Genomic DNA, 14,154 nt, shown 5'->3' with positions numbered 1-14,154 from the left:
TCACTACTGGGCGCATGAAGGCAAGGGCAGGGGTGTGTCGGCGCAGCTCTGGAATATCAGGGACAAGATCAGGGACGTCGACGAGATCATGACTCCGGCGCGGCAGGCGACGATCGGCGAAGCGCATCCGGAATTGGTGTTCTGGAATCTCGCAGGACGAGTGCGGCTTGAACCGAAGACGTCGGCGCAAGGCCGCGAGCAGCGCGTCGCGCTGCTGAGAGCTCGGGGTTTCAACAAGGTCGAAAGATGGTTGACGCTTCGCCACGGCACCGGCATCGGCCGCGACGATCTGATCGACGCCTGTGCCTGCGCGGTGGCGGCGCGTGACAGCACGCGGCGTGTCGGCGGCGAGGAGATCGATCCGCGCGGACTGCGAATGGAGATCAATTACTGACCAGATCAACTCTGCCGATCGTTTGTACCGGCAAGGTGACCACGACCACAATGGCTCGGCTTCAAGGAGCCACCCTCATCGTCCAGCCTTGCGGCTCGCGCTTCGTACACATCGGCCATCTCTCGGAGCCGTCGCGCGGATTCGCGATGGGCGAGATCGTCCGCGACGCGGCGACAGCGCTGAGCGTGATCGAGCAGGGCGCGCTTCTCAATATTCATCCCGTCACAACGCGCAAGTTGCTCGATGGTCCCTCGAAACAACGCAACGTCTCGTCTGGGAAAACGGGAAAAACCGGCAAAATTTTCCTGCCAAGTCGGAACACGGCATGTCAGCGAACGTTTAAGCCACAGGAGCTGAGGGACAAATGCCATGCACGACGTCTGCCAATGGGCGACCGCGACTCTCGCGATTGCCTTCACGGCTGCGCTGCTGATCACGGGTCAATGGTTCATCCAGTATCGACTGCAGCATGAAACCATGACTCCGGTCGTCAAGGTCGCGACGCTGCCGCCCTAGTCGCTTCAAGGCCATTGTGACTGGCTGGCGACGCAGGCGTTAAGCTGACGGCTGCTCGGCCTTGCATCGTTCGCCGGCTCGCCTAGATTAGGCGCGTCTTACGAACGCAGCCGGAGTGTCGATGTCTGATCTGTCCGCCTTTCCCATCACCAAACGCTGGCCGGCCAAACATCCCGAACTGCTCCAGCTCTATTCGCTGCCGACGCCGAACGGCGTCAAGGTCTCGATCATGCTGGAGGAGATCGGACTTCCCTACGAGGTCCATCTCGTCGATTTCGGCAAGGACGATCAGAAGACGGCTGAATTCCTTTCGCTCAATCCGAACGGCAAGATCCCGGCGATCCTCGATCCAAACGGTCCCGGCGGCAGGCCGCTGGCGCTGTTCGAGTCCGGGGCGATCCTGCAATACCTCGCGGAGAAGACCGGCAAGCGGCTGTCCCAGGATGCCGCCCGCCGCTACCAGACCATCCAGTGGGTGCACTTCCAGATGGGCGGCATCGGGCCGATGTTCGGTCAGGTCGGCTTCTTCCACAAATTCGACGGCAAGGATTTTGAGGACAAGCGTCCGCGCGACCGCTACGTCGCCGAAGCCAAGCGTCTGCTCGGCGTGATGGAGACGCATCTTTCGGGACGGCAATGGTTCATGGATGACGACTACACCATCGCCGACATTTCCATGCTCGGCTGGGTGCGCAATCTCATCGGCTTCTACGGTGCCGGCGAGCTCGTCGGATTCACCCAGTTCAAATCCGTCGGCGCCTGGCTCGAACGGGGCCTCGCGCGCCCGGCGGTGCAGCGCGGACTGAACATTCCGCCGCGGCCGTAAGATCAGGTCAGCGCCTTGTACGTCATGTAGAGCGCCATCAGCAAGACGAAGGCGATCACGACCCGGCGCAGCACCGATTTGCTGACGCCATTGGCTAGGCGTGCGCCGAGATCGGTGCCGATCCAGAGGCCGGCCAGAATGCCTGTGATGGCCGGCCAACCGACCATCAGGCCCTTGCTCCAGTAGATCCAGGCCGCCGGAAGATTGGTCGGGATGACCGAGAATACGAGGCTGACGAGCTGCGCCTGATGCTGCGGCACGCGCAGGCCCGCAGCAAGGCCGACCGTGATCGCCAGACCGCCGCCGATGCCCATGAAGCCGGAGGAAAACCCGGCGAGCAGGCCGATGAGCAGCAGGGGTAGCCGGGGCAGTTGGTCCTGGTCGCCGGCCTCACGGCCGCCGTCCTTGCGATCGCGACGCAGGATCAGCAGGACGATCAGCGCGACGAGATAGACGACATAAGTCCATTGCAAGACCTGGTCGGAAACCGCCGCCGCGGCGTAGCCTCCGCCGGCACCGCCGACGAGAAATCCGATGCCGATCCACACGATCCACGGCAAGGGGCTGCGATTGCCGCTCCGCCAATAGCGGCGGGCGCCGGCGAGGCCCATCGGCGGGATCTGTGTGATTAGCGAGGTGCCCTGCGCGACGTGTTGTTCGGCCCCAAGCAGCAACACGCTGAAGATCACGAGCCCGCCACCCGGGCTCATTCCCGTCAAACCCGACGTCAATCCGCTGACCAGACCGACGCCGGCGCCAGCAAGCAGGTCTTGGATCCCTGACATCGCTTACGTCCTGGTTCGCCGCTTGATGTCAGGCCTGGTCGTGCGAAAGCCGTCGATCACCCCGGTCACCGCCGCCATGCAGGCCTCGACGTCGAAATCCTCGCCCCAGCATTTTTGCAGCACAAAGCCCTGGAAGATCGCGATCAGCACGCGTGCGATCGCTTCGGCACCGAGGTCGCGCCTGATCAGGCCGTCATGCTGGCCGCGCTCGACCAGCGCCACGATCAGCGCGCGCGGCATGTCGATGCCCTCGACGACGCTGGTGCGGACGCGGCGGTTGCGCAGGGCTTCGGCCCAGCCGTGGATGCCGACACGGCGGCGCGGTTCGCCGGCGGGGTCGGTCAGCCATTGCGCGTAGACGCGGATCAGCGCGTGAAGCCCTTCGATCGGATCGCCGGATCCTTGCGCGACCGAATTGAGCACGGCTTCGCGCCGATGCCGGTCGTCGGCGAGTGCTTCGATCAGATCGTCCTTGCTCTGGAAGTAGAGATATACCGCGCCGTGGCTCAGTCCGGAGCGTTTCACGATGTCGGCCATGCCGGTCTGGTGAAAGCCGTCTTCGGAGAAGCAGGCGAGGGCAGCTTCGAGAATTTGCTGCCGCCGACTTTCGCGCTGCTTGTCGCTGATCTTGGGCATCTCGCCGTCCTTTAACTGACAGGTTGATCGTTTTACAGTTGATCCCAATCGGGTAGAGTATAAGTGGATCGCAATAAAAAACGATCAGTCAGTCATTTTTAGCGCAGAAGAGGATTTTGGTCAAGTTCTGGCTGGTCTGGGGGCTTGGCAGGAGAAGGATGATGTCGTTGCGAATGCGTCGACAGCGGCGACGCTGCACTCGATCGCGCGCGACTAGAACAGTCGTCCGCCGTTCGGCACTGGCCTGCTCGGCTGCACCAGCACGACCTTGCCGTCGGCATCGGGGAAGCCGAGCGTCAGCACCTCCGAGATGACGGGTCCGATCTGGCGCGGCGGGAAATTGACGACGGCCGCGACTTGTTGTCCCACCAAAGTCTCGAGCGGATGGTTTTCGGTGATCTGGGCCGAGCTCTTGCGCACGCCGATCACCGGGCCGAAGTCGATCCACAGCCGAAAGGCCGGCTTGCGCGCCTCCGGAAACGGTTTTGCGTCGACGACGGTGCCGACGCGGATATCGACCGCGAGGAAGCTGTTGAAGTCGATGGTCGGCGTGGCAGCAGCTGCGGGATCGTGGGTGACGTGCATGGGATGTCCGTTCGGCGAGTTTGGCCTCGTTCGCAATATTGTCGCGCGAAGCGGAGTTTCGTACAACGCTGCGAACATCACGATACGCCATGCGCGAGGAACATCTTTTGCCCAACACCATCTACGGCATCAAGAACTGCGACACCATGAAGAAGGCGCGCGCCTGGCTCGACACCCATGGCGTCGCGTATGAATTCCACGACTACAAGGCGGCGGGCGTCGAAAAGGACAAGCTCAAGCAGTGGAGCGACAAGGTCGGATGGGAGACGCTGCTCAATCGCGCCGGCACGACCTTCAAGAAGCTGCCCGATACCGACAAGGAAGGCGTCACCGAGAAGAAGGCGCTGGCGCTGATGCTAGCGCAACCATCGATGATCAAGCGGCCGGTGCTTGAAATCGGCGGCAAGCTGTTGGTCGGCTTCAAGCCGGACATCTATGCCAAGGAAGTCGGGGCCAAGACGCGTTAGAGACTAGTTCAGCTCGATGATCTCGTTGGTGACACCGGGAGCCGGCTGGTCCGCGAATTCGACCACGTCGGCCGTCGCGATGCGGCCAGGCGCGCGATGGAAGAGATCGCGATCGATCACGGCGCGCAGTTTCGGGCGCGGCAGCGCGTCATTTCCGCGCATCAGATTCTTGATCTCGAAGCCGCCGTCCTCGCAGAAGGTCTTGACCGAGGCGATGACGTGGCAGACTTGGCCGCCGGTCTGGAAAGGCAGCAGCAGCCGTTCATACGCGACGATGCGCCCGTAGATGTCGTCGACGTCAGCAACGCTGTAGACGGGCAGCCCGCGGGCCACGCATTCATAGTAAACTGGCATCACGAAGGGGGCGAGCCGCGGCCCGAGATAATCGTCGAGCAGAACGCCTTTGCCGGTATGTCCATAGGCACGGGAGATGCGAGTGCCTTCGCTCTGGATGGTGAGGCGCGGCGCCGACGTCGAAGCGTCCACCGTATAATAGATGAGATCGGACAGCTCTTCCTCGAGCCGCGCGGGTTGATATTCCCAGACCGCCGGCGCGATCTGCTGGCTCGCATAAAGTCGCAGCCACGTGTTCAGGAGATCACGCTGCCTGATCGACTTGACGACGGACGGAGCGGCGCTTGCGAAATCCAAAACGATAATCCTGGAACGTCAAAACCCGCACATGATGCCGCCTGCGGGAAAATTTTCTATGAAGGCTGGCGCGCCGGACGAAAGACCGTTAACGACGGCTTGATGACCGGTGCCTTGCGAACCGGGAGGCCGGGCAGGCACGACATCAAAACATCTCCGACTAAGGGAGCATTTGTATCCCAGCCGGAGACCTGATCTGCTCAGCTTTCCGCCTTGCCTAACCCCCGTCACCTCCGGCATATTCCGCGCCCGGAGGCGGCGTTCCGGATGGGCTCCAAGGATAGGCTCCAAGGCCCCCGGAAAGCCGAAGCAACAAGGATAGCCACGCGGCTCGCGCGGGCAGGGGGAAATCTGTTTGGCCGATGAGTTTATTCTCGAAACGGAAGGCTTGACCAAGGAGTTCGCGGGCTTCTTTGCCGTCCGCGACGTTGCGCTCAAGGTTCGCCGTGGGAGCATTCATGCGTTGATCGGCCCGAACGGAGCCGGCAAGACGACCTGCTTCAATCTTCTGACCAAGTTCCTGAAACCGTCCGCCGGAAAAATCCTCTACAAGGGGCAGGACATCACCGCGATGGCGCCGGCCGACGTGGCCCGCATGGGGCTGGTTCGGTCGTTCCAGATTTCGGCGGTGTTTCCGCATCTCACGGCGCTGGAAAACGTCCGTGTCGCGCTTCAGCGCCAGCACGGCTCTTCGTTCGATTTCTGGCGCTCCAAGTCGGTGCTCAACCGCTTCAACGATCGCGCGCGCGAATTGTTGAACGATGTCGGGCTGAACGAGTTTGCCAACACGCCCGCGGTCGAGATGCCCTATGGACGCAAGCGTGCACTGGAGATCGCAACCACGCTCGCGCTCGACCCGGAGATGATGCTGCTGGACGAGCCGATGGCGGGCATGGGCCACGAGGACATCGACAAGATCGCAGCGCTGATCAAGCGCATCTCGGCGAAATACACCATCCTGATGGTGGAGCATAACTTAAGCGTCGTGGCCAACCTGTCCGACATCATCACCGTGCTGACGCGCGGCCAGGTGCTCGCGCAGGGCCATTACTCGGAGCTCACCAAGGACGAGCGCGTCAAGGAAGCCTATCTGGGAGCCGGTCATGCCTGACACTGCGATCGCCGAGGCTCCGGCCAAGGCTGCGACCGGCGGAAACATCCTTCAAATCCGCAACCTGGAAGCCTGGTACGGCGAGTCTCACATCCTGCACGGGATCAACTTCGACGTGAACGCGGGCGAGGTCGTCACCCTGCTCGGGCGTAACGGCGCCGGCAAGACGACCACGCTGAAGTCGATCATGGGCATCATCGGCAAGCGTACCGGCTCGGTGAAGTTCAACAACCAGGAGATCATCCGCGCGACCTCCGACAAGATCGCGCGCATGGGCATCGCATTCTGCCCGGAAGAGCGGGGCATATTCTCCAGTCTCGACGTGCGCGAGAATTTGATGCTGCCGCCGGTGGTCCGCGAAGGCGGGCTGCCGCTCGATCAGATCTTCGATCTGTTCCCGAACCTGAAGGAGCGGCTCAACAGCCAGGGCACCAAGCTGTCCGGTGGCGAGCAGCAGATGCTCGCGATCGCGCGCATCCTGCGCACCGGTGCGAGCTTCCTGATGCTGGACGAGCCGACCGAGGGCTTGGCGCCGGTCATCATCCAGCAGATCGGCCACACCATTGCGCGGCTCAAGAAGGAGGGATTCACGATCCTCCTGGTCGAGCAGAATTTCCGCTTCGCATCCACCGTCGCCGACCGCTACTACGTGGTCGAGCACGGCAAGATCATTGACGGATTTGCCAATGCGGATCTTGCCGCCAACATGGACAAGCTCCACACCTATTTGGGCGTCTGACGCCCCAAGGCGTTCAATAGTGGATTTCCCGGAGGGAATATGAAACAGCGTTTTTCTGCACTTCTTCTCGGCGTGGCTCTGGGATTCGTCGCAAGCGGCGCCTCGGCACAGGACAAGACGGTCAAGATCGGCGTGCTGACCGATAATTCCGGTCTCTATTCCGACCTCGGTGGGGCGGGCTCCACGCTGGCCGCCCAGATGGCGGTCGAGGATTCCGGGCTTGCCGCCAAGGGTTGGAAGATCGACGTGATCTCCGCCGATCATCAGAACAAGCCCGATATCGCCACCACCATCGCGCGCCAATGGGCCGACGTCGAGAAGGTCGACATCTTCATGGATGTGCTGAACTCCGGCGTCGCGCTCGCGGTCAACAATGTCGTCAAGGAGAAGAATTCGATCCTGATCGACACGGGTGCGGCGACCTCGGATCTGACGAACGCTCAATGTTCGCCGAACACCATCCATTGGGTCTATGACACCTTCATGCTGGCCAACAGCACCGGTCAGGCGCTGGTGAAGGCGGGCGGCGATTCCTGGTTCTTCCTGACGGCCGACTACGCGTTCGGTGCGGCGCTGGAGCGCGACACCACGGCGGTGGTGCAAAAGGCGGGCGGCAAGGTGCTCGGCAGCGTCAAGCACCCGCTCAACTCCTCGGACTTCTCCTCGTTCCTTTTGCAGGCGCAGGCATCGAAGGCGAAGATCGTCGGTCTTGCGAATGCCGGCGGCGACACCACCAATTCGATCAAGCAGGCGGCCGAGTTCGGCATCGTTGCCGGCGGGCAGAAGCTTGCCGGGCTGCTGTTGTTCATCACCGACGTTCACTCGCTCGGCCTGAACGTGGCGCAAGGGCTCAATTTCACCGAGACCTTCTATTGGGATCTCAACGACGGAACGCGCGCCTTCTCCAAGCGCTTTTCGGAGCGTATGAAGAACAAGGCGATGCCTTCGATGGTGCAGGCTGGTGTCTATTCGGGACTGATCCATTACTTCAAGGCATTGGAGGCGATGGGCGGCAATCCGCATGATGGCGCCAAGGCGGTCGAGAAGATGAAGTCGATGCCGACCGACGATCCGCTGTTCGGTCAGGGCAGTATCCGGGTCGACGGCCGTAAGATTCACCCGGCCTACCTGTTCGAGGTCAAGAAGCCCTCGGAATCGAAGGGGCCGTGGGACTACTACAAGCTGGTGGGCACCGTCCCCGCGGACCAGGCGTTCCGGCCGCTCTCCGAGAGCGCCTGTCCGCTGGTGAAGAAGTAACTCTCTTGCCCGCCGGGGCGGTCGTGCCGCCGGCGGGCTTTCATTTTGTTGGCGGAAATTAATCCCGATGCAGGCTCTCTACGCTCAGCTACTGGTGGGACTGATCAACGGCTCGTTCTACGCGCTGCTCAGTCTCGGGCTTGCCGTGATTTTCGGCATGCTCAACATCATCAATTTCGCCCATGGTGCGCTCTACATGATGGGCGCTTTCGTTGCCTATTTCCTGCTGAGCCTCGGCGGCATCAACTACTGGTGGGCGCTGCTGATCGCACCCGTGATCGTCGGCATCTTCGGCATGATCCTGGAGAGGACCATGCTGCAATGGCTGACCGGGCTCGACCATCTCTACGGCCTGCTCCTGACCTTCGGCATCGCGCTGATCGTGCAGGGCGTGTTCCAGAACTATTTCGGCTCCTCCGGTCTGCCTTACGCCATTCCGGACCAGCTCAAGGGCGGCATGAATCTGGGCTTCATGTTCTTGCCGATCTATCGCGGCTGGGTGGTCGTGTTCTCGCTTGTCGTGTGTCTGGCGACCTGGTTCCTGATCGAGAAGACCCAGCTCGGCGCTTACCTGCGCGCCGCCACCGAAAATCCGACGCTGGTGCGCGCCTTCGGTATCAACGTGCCGCGCATGATCACGCTGACCTATGGTCTCGGCGTCGGCCTTGCCGCGCTCGCGGGCGTGCTCTCGGCGCCGATCAACCAGGTGCGGCCGCTGATGGGCGCCGACCTCATCATCGTCGTGTTCGCGGTGGTCGTGATCGGCGGCATGGGTTCGATCATGGGCTCCATCATCACCGGCTTCGCGCTCGGTGTGATCGAGGGTCTGACCAAGTATTTCTATCCCGAGGCCTCCAACACCGTCGTGTTCGTGCTGATGGTGCTGGTGCTCTTGGTGAAGCCAACGGGATTGACGGGAAGGGCGGCCTGATATGACAACCCTGACGGACGACACGCTGCCGGTGACCCCTCGCGCGATGCGCGACGAGATGATCGCTTTCGTACTGATGGCGCTACTGCTGGCGTCGGTGCCATTCACGGGCGTCTACCCGTTCTTCGTGATGCAGGCGCTGTGCTTTGCGCTGCTCGCCTGCGCCTTCAATCTGCTGATCGGCTATGGCGGCCTGTTGTCGTTCGGCCACGCCATGTTCCTGGGGACCGCCGGCTATTGCTGCGCGCATGCGCTGAAAGTGTGGGCGTTGCCGCCCGAACTCGGCATCCTCGTCGGCATCGCCGCGGCTTTCGTGCTCTCGCTGATCACCGGCTACATCTCGATCCGCCGCCAGGGCATCTATTTCTCGATGATCACGCTGGCGCTGTCGCAGCTGCTGTACTTCATCTACCTCCAGGCCCCGTTCACCCACGGTGAGGACGGCATCCAGGGCATCCCGCAGGGACGCATGTTCGGCGTCTTCGATCTGTCCAAGCCGACGGTGCTCTATTACGTCGTGCTGGTCGGGTTTCTCGCCGGCTTCCTGTTGATCTACCGCATCATCAACTCGCCGTTCGGCGAGGTGCTGAAGTCGATCCGGGAGAACGAGCAGCGCGCGATTTCGCTGGGCTACCGCACCGACCAGTACAAATTCCTGGCCTTCGTGCTGTCGGGAACGCTGGCGGGTTTTGCCGGTGCGCTGAAGGTGTTCGTGGCGCAGAACGCCTCGCTCACCGACGTGCATTGGTCGATGTCGGGCGAGGTCGTGCTGATGACGCTGGTTGGCGGCCTCGGAACCATCTTCGGTCCCGTGGTCGGTGCCTTCGCGATCATCGCCATGCAGCAATATCTCGCCGGCTTCGGCCAGTGGGTGACCGTGATCCAGGGCTCGATCTTCGTGGTCTGCGTGCTCACCTTCCGCCGCGGCGTCATCGGCGAAATCGCGCATTACTTCCGGCGATCGCTCTAAGTAGCTGATTCAAAAACGGTTTACCGGCCGTCTGAAAGCGGTGGATGATCCGGCTCCGCGGGCGTGAGATGACACGCGCGCGGATCGAAAATGGTCTATGACAGTTTCATGACGGCCCGACAGGGCCGGGCCATTTCCAACCGGTAGCCTACCCCCATGATGCGATGGTTTCGTGCTTTCCTGCCCAAGGAAGAACGGTTCTTTGACCTGTTCGACCGGCATGCCCAGACGGTGATCCAGGGCTCCATCGCGCTCCAGGGCATGCTGAACGGGGGCGAGGAGACGCCGGTCTATTGCCAGCGCGTCAACCAGTTCGAGAATGATGCCGACAACATCACCCGAGAGGTGCTGACGGCGGTGCGCCGCACCTTCATTACCCCGTTCGACCGCGGCGACATCAAGAACCTGATCACGTCGATGGATGACGCCATCGACCAGATGCAGCAGACGGCCAAGGCGGTGATGCTGTTCGAGGTCCGCACCTTCGAGCCGTCCATGCGCGAGATCGGCGGGCTTCTGATCGAATGCGCCAATCTGGTCGGCCGCGCGCTGCCGCTCATGCAGTCGATCGGCCCGAACGTCGCCATGCTGACGGCGATCACGGAGGAGCTCGGCAAGCTCGAGGGCCGCGTCGACGATCTCCACGACATCGGTCTGAAGGAGCTGTTCCTGAAGCATCGCGACGGCAATGCGATGGACTTCATCGTCGGCGTCGAGATCTACGACCACCTCGAGAAGGTGGCGGATCGCTTCGACGACGTCGCGAACGAGATCAACAGCATCGTCATCGAGCAAGTTTAGGGCAGGCCGCTGTGGATGCCGCGTTGGGTCTTCCCGTCCTGGTCGGCTTGATCGCCGTCGCGCTGCTGTTCGATTTCCTGAACGGCCTGCACGATGCCGCCAATTCGATCGCGACCATCGTCTCGACCCGCGTGTTGCGGCCGCAATTCGCGGTGTTCTGGGCCGCGTTCTTCAATTTCGTCGCCTTCATGGTGTTCGGCCTGCACGTCGCCCAGACCATCGGCACCGGCATCATCGATCCCTCGATCGTCGATGCCCAGGTGATCTTCGCGGCCCTGGTCGGCGCCATCGTCTGGAACCTCGTGACCTGGGCGCTCGGCATCCCGTCCTCGTCCTCGCATGCGCTGATCGGCGGGCTCGTCGGCGGCGGCATGGCCAAGGCCGGGATCTCGGCTGCGGTGTGGAGCGGATTGACCAAGACGGTGCTGGCGATCGTGCTGTCGCCGCTGATCGGCTTCCTGCTGGCGATGATGCTGGTGGCGATCGTGTCCTGGGCCTCGGTGCGCTCGACGCCGTTCGCGGTCGACCGCGCCTTCCGTATCCTGCAATTCGCCTCCGCCTCGCTCTATTCGCTCGGCCATGGCGGCAACGACGCGCAGAAGACCATGGGCATCATCGCGGTGCTGCTCTATTCGCAGGGCCATCTGGGCAGCGACTTCTCGGTGCCGTTCTGGGTGGTGCTGTCCTGCCAGGCGGCGATGGCACTGGGCACGCTGATGGGCGGCTGGCGCATCGTCCGCACCATGGGCCTGCGCATCACCAAATTGACCCCGATGCAGGGCTTTTGCGCCGAGACCGGCGGGGCCGTGACTTTGTTCATGGCGACCTATCTCGGGGTTCCCGTCTCCACCACGCACACCATCACCGGCGCCATCGTCGGCGTCGGCGCCGCCCGCCGCGTCTCGGCGGTGCGCTGGAACGTTGCCAGCTCGATCGTCTATGCCTGGGTCATCACGATCCCGGCCTCGGCCATCGTGGCGGCGCTGACCTGGTGGGCGGTCAAGATCTTCGTCAAGTAACCAGCTTCAGCCCGACGATGCCGGCGACGATGAGCCCGATGCTGGCAAGGCGGAGGGCCGTGGCCGGCTCGCCGAACAGGATGATGCCCAGCGTTGCGGTGCCGACCGCGCCGATGCCGGTCCAGACCGCATAGGCGGTTCCAACGGGTAGGGATTTGAGGGCGAATCCGAGCAGGACGACACTGCCGGCCATGGCCGCGAGCGTGACGACGGACGGAACAAGCCTGCTAAAGCCCTCGGTGTATTTCAGGCCGATCGCCCAGGTGATCTCGAGAAGGCCCGCGACGAACAGGATGCTCCAGGCCATGACGACCCTCCATTCAAGGCAGGGGCGTCCCCGCGGCTGATGTGCTGATGGGCCGGGGAGGTCGTCCTCCCCCCAAGGCCAGTATGGCCAAGGCCGATATGGGGCTGGCCGGAAGGCTCCGCAATCACCAAATGAGGCTTGATCAGGCCCGTTTTCCCTGCCACACGCTCCCGCCATGTCCGACATCGCCACCACCACAGCCGAATCGCCGGCCCGTTCCCCGCTTGCCGCTGAAGTGGCGCGGCGGCGCACGTTTGCGATCATCTCCCATCCCGACGCCGGCAAAACCACGCTGACCGAAAAGCTGCTGCTGTTCGGCGGCGCCATCAACCTCGCCGGCCAGGTCAAGGCCAAGGGCGAGCGGCGCAACACGCGATCGGACTGGATGAAGATCGAGCGCGAGCGCGGCATCTCGGTCGTGACCTCGGTGATGACCTTCGAGTTCGAAGGGCTCGTGTTCAACCTGCTGGACACGCCGGGCCACGAGGACTTTTCGGAGGACACCTATCGCACGCTCACGGCGGTCGATTCCGCCGTGATGGTGATCGACGCCGCCAAGGGCATCGAGGCGCGCACCCGAAAGCTGTTCGAGGTGTGCCGTCTTCGGGATATCCCGATCATCACCTTCATCAACAAGATGGACCGCGAGAGCCGCGACGTGTTCGAGCTGCTCGACGAGATCGAGAAGACGCTGGCGCTCGACACCACGCCGATGACCTGGCCGGTCGGACGCGGCCGCGACTTCCTCGGCACCTACGACGTCGCCAATGGCGGCGTGCGCCTGCTCGAAGGCGGCGGCGCCAAGACCGGCGCAGCGCAGCAGATCGAGATCGCCGAGCTCGCCAAGCTGAATGCCAATCTCGACGTCTCCGCCGTGAAGGACGAACTCGAGCTCGTCACCGAAGCGTCAAAACCGTTCGAGCTCGACGCGTTCCGCGAGGGCCATTTGACGCCGGTCTATTTCGGCAGCGCGCTGCGCAATTTCGGCGTCGGCGACCTCTTGGAAGGTCTCGGCAAGTTCGCGCCCGAGCCGCGCGCGCAGGACAGCGACCAGCGCAGGGTCGAGGCCACCGATCCGCGCATGAGCGCCTTCGTGTTCAAGATCCAGGCCAACATGGATCCGAACCACCGCGACCGCATCGCCTTTGCGCGCCTCTGCTCGGGCAAGCTCAGCCGCGGCATGAAGGCCAAGCTGGTTCGCACCGGCAAGAGCATGCCGCTGTCGAGCCCGCAATTCTTCTTCGCGCAGGACCGCTCGGTCGCGGACGAAGCCTTCGCCGGCGACGTCGTCGGCATTCCCAATCACGGCACGCTGCGCATCGGCGACACGCTGACCGACGGCGAGGATTTCAACTTCGTCGGCGTGCCGAGCTTCGCGCCGGAAATCGTTCGCCGCGTCCGTCTCACCGATGCGATGAAGGCGAAGAAGCTGAAGGAAGCGCTTCAGCAGATGTCGGAAGAGGGCGTGGTGCAGGTGTTCCGGCCGCGCGACGGTGCGCCGGCGCTGGTCGGTGTCGTCGGCGCGCTTCAGCTCGACGTGCTGAAGGCGCGGCTGGAGGCGGAGTATTCGCTGCCGGTCGAGTTCGAGGTCAGCGAATTCCAGCTCGCGCGCTGGGTCTCCTCGGAGGACCGCAAGAAGCTCGACACCTTCATCGCCGCCAATACCTCCAGCATCGCCGACGACGTCGATGGCGATCCCGTGTATCTGGCGCGGAACGAGTTCTATCTCGGCTACACCAAGGAGCGCGCCGAGGGCATCGAGTTCACCAACGTCAAGGACGTCAAGAAGAAGGGGTAGGGTGGGCGCTCCGCCAGCTTTGTAGGCGCCCTCCGCTGTCATTCCCCGCGAAGGCGGGGAATCCAGTACGCCGCAGCCTCTGGATTCCATAACCGCCGTCACGGAGTACTGGGTCGTCCGGTCGAGCCGGGCGACGACACCGGTGTTGAACGCGCGCATGTGAATGCGCTCGGACTTGACGCGTTGATGGGCAACGCCACTTTTATCGCATGGCTTTGCGAGTGCACTCCATGTGGCGCGGCATCCTCGTTTTCATCCTGTTGGCGATCTCTACGATCGCCGCCGACGCGCAGCGCCGCCAGATCAATCCGATCCCGTTCGCGCACGAGCCCTGCAGCGTGCTCGACGGCCAGCCCTGCAC

17 protein-coding genes are annotated in these 14,154 nt (G+C 62.9%); 12 read left to right on the top strand and 5 right to left on the bottom strand.

Going from position 1 to position 14,154, the window contains the following annotated elements:
- The 3 genes from CV770_RS38325 to CV770_RS38320 all read left to right on the top strand — a co-directional run.
- Nucleotides 1-394, top strand: a 394-nt coding sequence (locus CV770_RS38325) for a DUF429 domain-containing protein (protein WP_146101439.1), incomplete at its 5' end; no start/stop codon positions are given.
- Nucleotides 395-763: 369 nt separating this feature from the next.
- Nucleotides 764-910, top strand: a complete 147-nt coding sequence (locus tag CV770_RS42970) for a hypothetical protein (RefSeq protein ID WP_165637180.1) — start codon at nt 764-766, stop codon at nt 908-910.
- A gap of 121 nt (nt 911-1,031) precedes the next feature.
- The gene (locus CV770_RS38320; RefSeq protein WP_104466012.1) at nt 1,032-1,736 is read left to right on the top strand and encodes a glutathione S-transferase family protein; all 705 of its coding nucleotides are present in this window, start codon (nt 1,032-1,034) and stop codon (nt 1,734-1,736) included.
- A 2-nt stretch (nt 1,737-1,738) separates the two neighbouring features.
- Here CV770_RS38320 and CV770_RS38315 read toward each other — a convergent pair whose 3' ends face one another.
- The 3 genes from CV770_RS38315 to CV770_RS38305 form a co-directional block, all read right to left on the bottom strand.
- Nucleotides 1,739-2,521 carry a sulfite exporter TauE/SafE family protein gene (locus tag CV770_RS38315; RefSeq protein ID WP_104466011.1) on the bottom strand — a complete coding sequence of 261 codons (783 nt, stop codon included), beginning with the start codon at nt 2,519-2,521 and terminating at the stop codon, nt 1,739-1,741.
- 3 nt (nt 2,522-2,524) lie between these two features.
- Nucleotides 2,525-3,157: a TetR/AcrR family transcriptional regulator gene (locus CV770_RS38310; protein ID WP_104466010.1), complete on the bottom strand. Its 633-nt coding sequence runs from the start codon at nt 3,155-3,157 to the stop codon at nt 2,525-2,527.
- Between the two features lie 213 nt (nt 3,158-3,370).
- A complete protein-coding gene (locus CV770_RS38305; RefSeq protein ID WP_091954796.1) occupies nt 3,371-3,742 on the bottom strand; it encodes a tRNA-binding protein in 372 nt (123 codons plus the stop codon).
- A 107-nt stretch (nt 3,743-3,849) separates the two neighbouring features.
- Here CV770_RS38305 and CV770_RS38300 point away from each other — a divergent pair, with 107 nt between their 5' ends.
- Entirely contained in the window at nt 3,850-4,209 is a 360-nt protein-coding gene (locus CV770_RS38300) for an ArsC family reductase (RefSeq protein WP_104466013.1), read from the top strand.
- Nucleotides 4,210-4,212: 3 nt separating this feature from the next.
- On the opposite strand, the gene CV770_RS38295 is transcribed toward CV770_RS38300, so the two are convergent.
- Nucleotides 4,213-4,860: a PAS domain-containing protein gene (locus tag CV770_RS38295; protein ID WP_201760220.1), complete on the bottom strand. Its 648-nt coding sequence runs from the start codon at nt 4,858-4,860 to the stop codon at nt 4,213-4,215.
- 355 nt (nt 4,861-5,215) lie between these two features.
- On the opposite strand from CV770_RS38295, the gene CV770_RS38290 reads away from it, so the two are divergent.
- From CV770_RS38290 to CV770_RS38260, 7 genes are all read left to right on the top strand, one after another.
- A complete protein-coding gene (locus tag CV770_RS38290; RefSeq protein WP_018317619.1) occupies nt 5,216-5,971 on the top strand; it encodes an ABC transporter ATP-binding protein in 756 nt (251 codons plus the stop codon).
- Nucleotides 5,964-6,710, top strand: a complete 747-nt coding sequence (locus CV770_RS38285) for an ABC transporter ATP-binding protein (RefSeq protein ID WP_104466008.1) — start codon at nt 5,964-5,966, stop codon at nt 6,708-6,710. The genes CV770_RS38290 and CV770_RS38285 overlap by 8 nt, the downstream gene beginning before the upstream one ends.
- Before the next feature lie 39 nt (nt 6,711-6,749).
- Nucleotides 6,750-7,967, top strand: a complete 1,218-nt coding sequence (locus CV770_RS38280) for an ABC transporter substrate-binding protein (RefSeq protein ID WP_091954807.1) — start codon at nt 6,750-6,752, stop codon at nt 7,965-7,967.
- A gap of 67 nt (nt 7,968-8,034) precedes the next feature.
- Nucleotides 8,035-8,898: a branched-chain amino acid ABC transporter permease gene (locus CV770_RS38275; RefSeq protein WP_018317616.1), complete on the top strand. Its 864-nt coding sequence runs from the start codon at nt 8,035-8,037 to the stop codon at nt 8,896-8,898.
- Nucleotide 8,899: 1 nt separating this feature from the next.
- Nucleotides 8,900-9,868, top strand: coding sequence for a branched-chain amino acid ABC transporter permease (locus tag CV770_RS38270; protein ID WP_091954810.1), 969 nt, complete (start codon nt 8,900-8,902; stop codon nt 9,866-9,868).
- Between the two features lie 156 nt (nt 9,869-10,024).
- Nucleotides 10,025-10,669 (top strand): DUF47 domain-containing protein, encoded by a 645-nt coding sequence (locus CV770_RS38265; protein WP_091954813.1) that lies wholly within the window; start codon nt 10,025-10,027, stop codon nt 10,667-10,669.
- 11 nt (nt 10,670-10,680) lie between these two features.
- On the top strand, nt 10,681-11,688 hold the full coding sequence (locus CV770_RS38260; protein ID WP_091954817.1) for an inorganic phosphate transporter: 1,008 nt from the start codon (nt 10,681-10,683) through the stop codon (nt 11,686-11,688).
- On the opposite strand, the gene sugE is transcribed toward CV770_RS38260, so the two are convergent.
- On the bottom strand, nt 11,681-11,995 hold the full coding sequence (sugE, locus tag CV770_RS38255; protein WP_104466007.1) for a quaternary ammonium compound efflux SMR transporter SugE: 315 nt from the start codon (nt 11,993-11,995) through the stop codon (nt 11,681-11,683). The two genes, CV770_RS38260 and sugE, sit on opposite strands and share 8 nt — an antisense overlap.
- A 175-nt stretch (nt 11,996-12,170) precedes the next feature.
- On the opposite strand from sugE, the gene CV770_RS38250 reads away from it, so the two are divergent.
- The gene (locus tag CV770_RS38250; protein WP_091954823.1) at nt 12,171-13,793 is read left to right on the top strand and encodes a peptide chain release factor 3; all 1,623 of its coding nucleotides are present in this window, start codon (nt 12,171-12,173) and stop codon (nt 13,791-13,793) included.
- Nucleotides 13,794-14,154: the final 361 nt, after the last annotated feature.

The sequence above is a fragment of the Bradyrhizobium sp. AC87j1 genome, assembly GCF_002936975.1.
GTDB classification, from domain to species: Bacteria; Pseudomonadota; Alphaproteobacteria; order Rhizobiales; family Xanthobacteraceae; genus Bradyrhizobium; species Bradyrhizobium shewense.
This window is presented reverse-complemented; position numbering and strand designations above follow the sequence as displayed.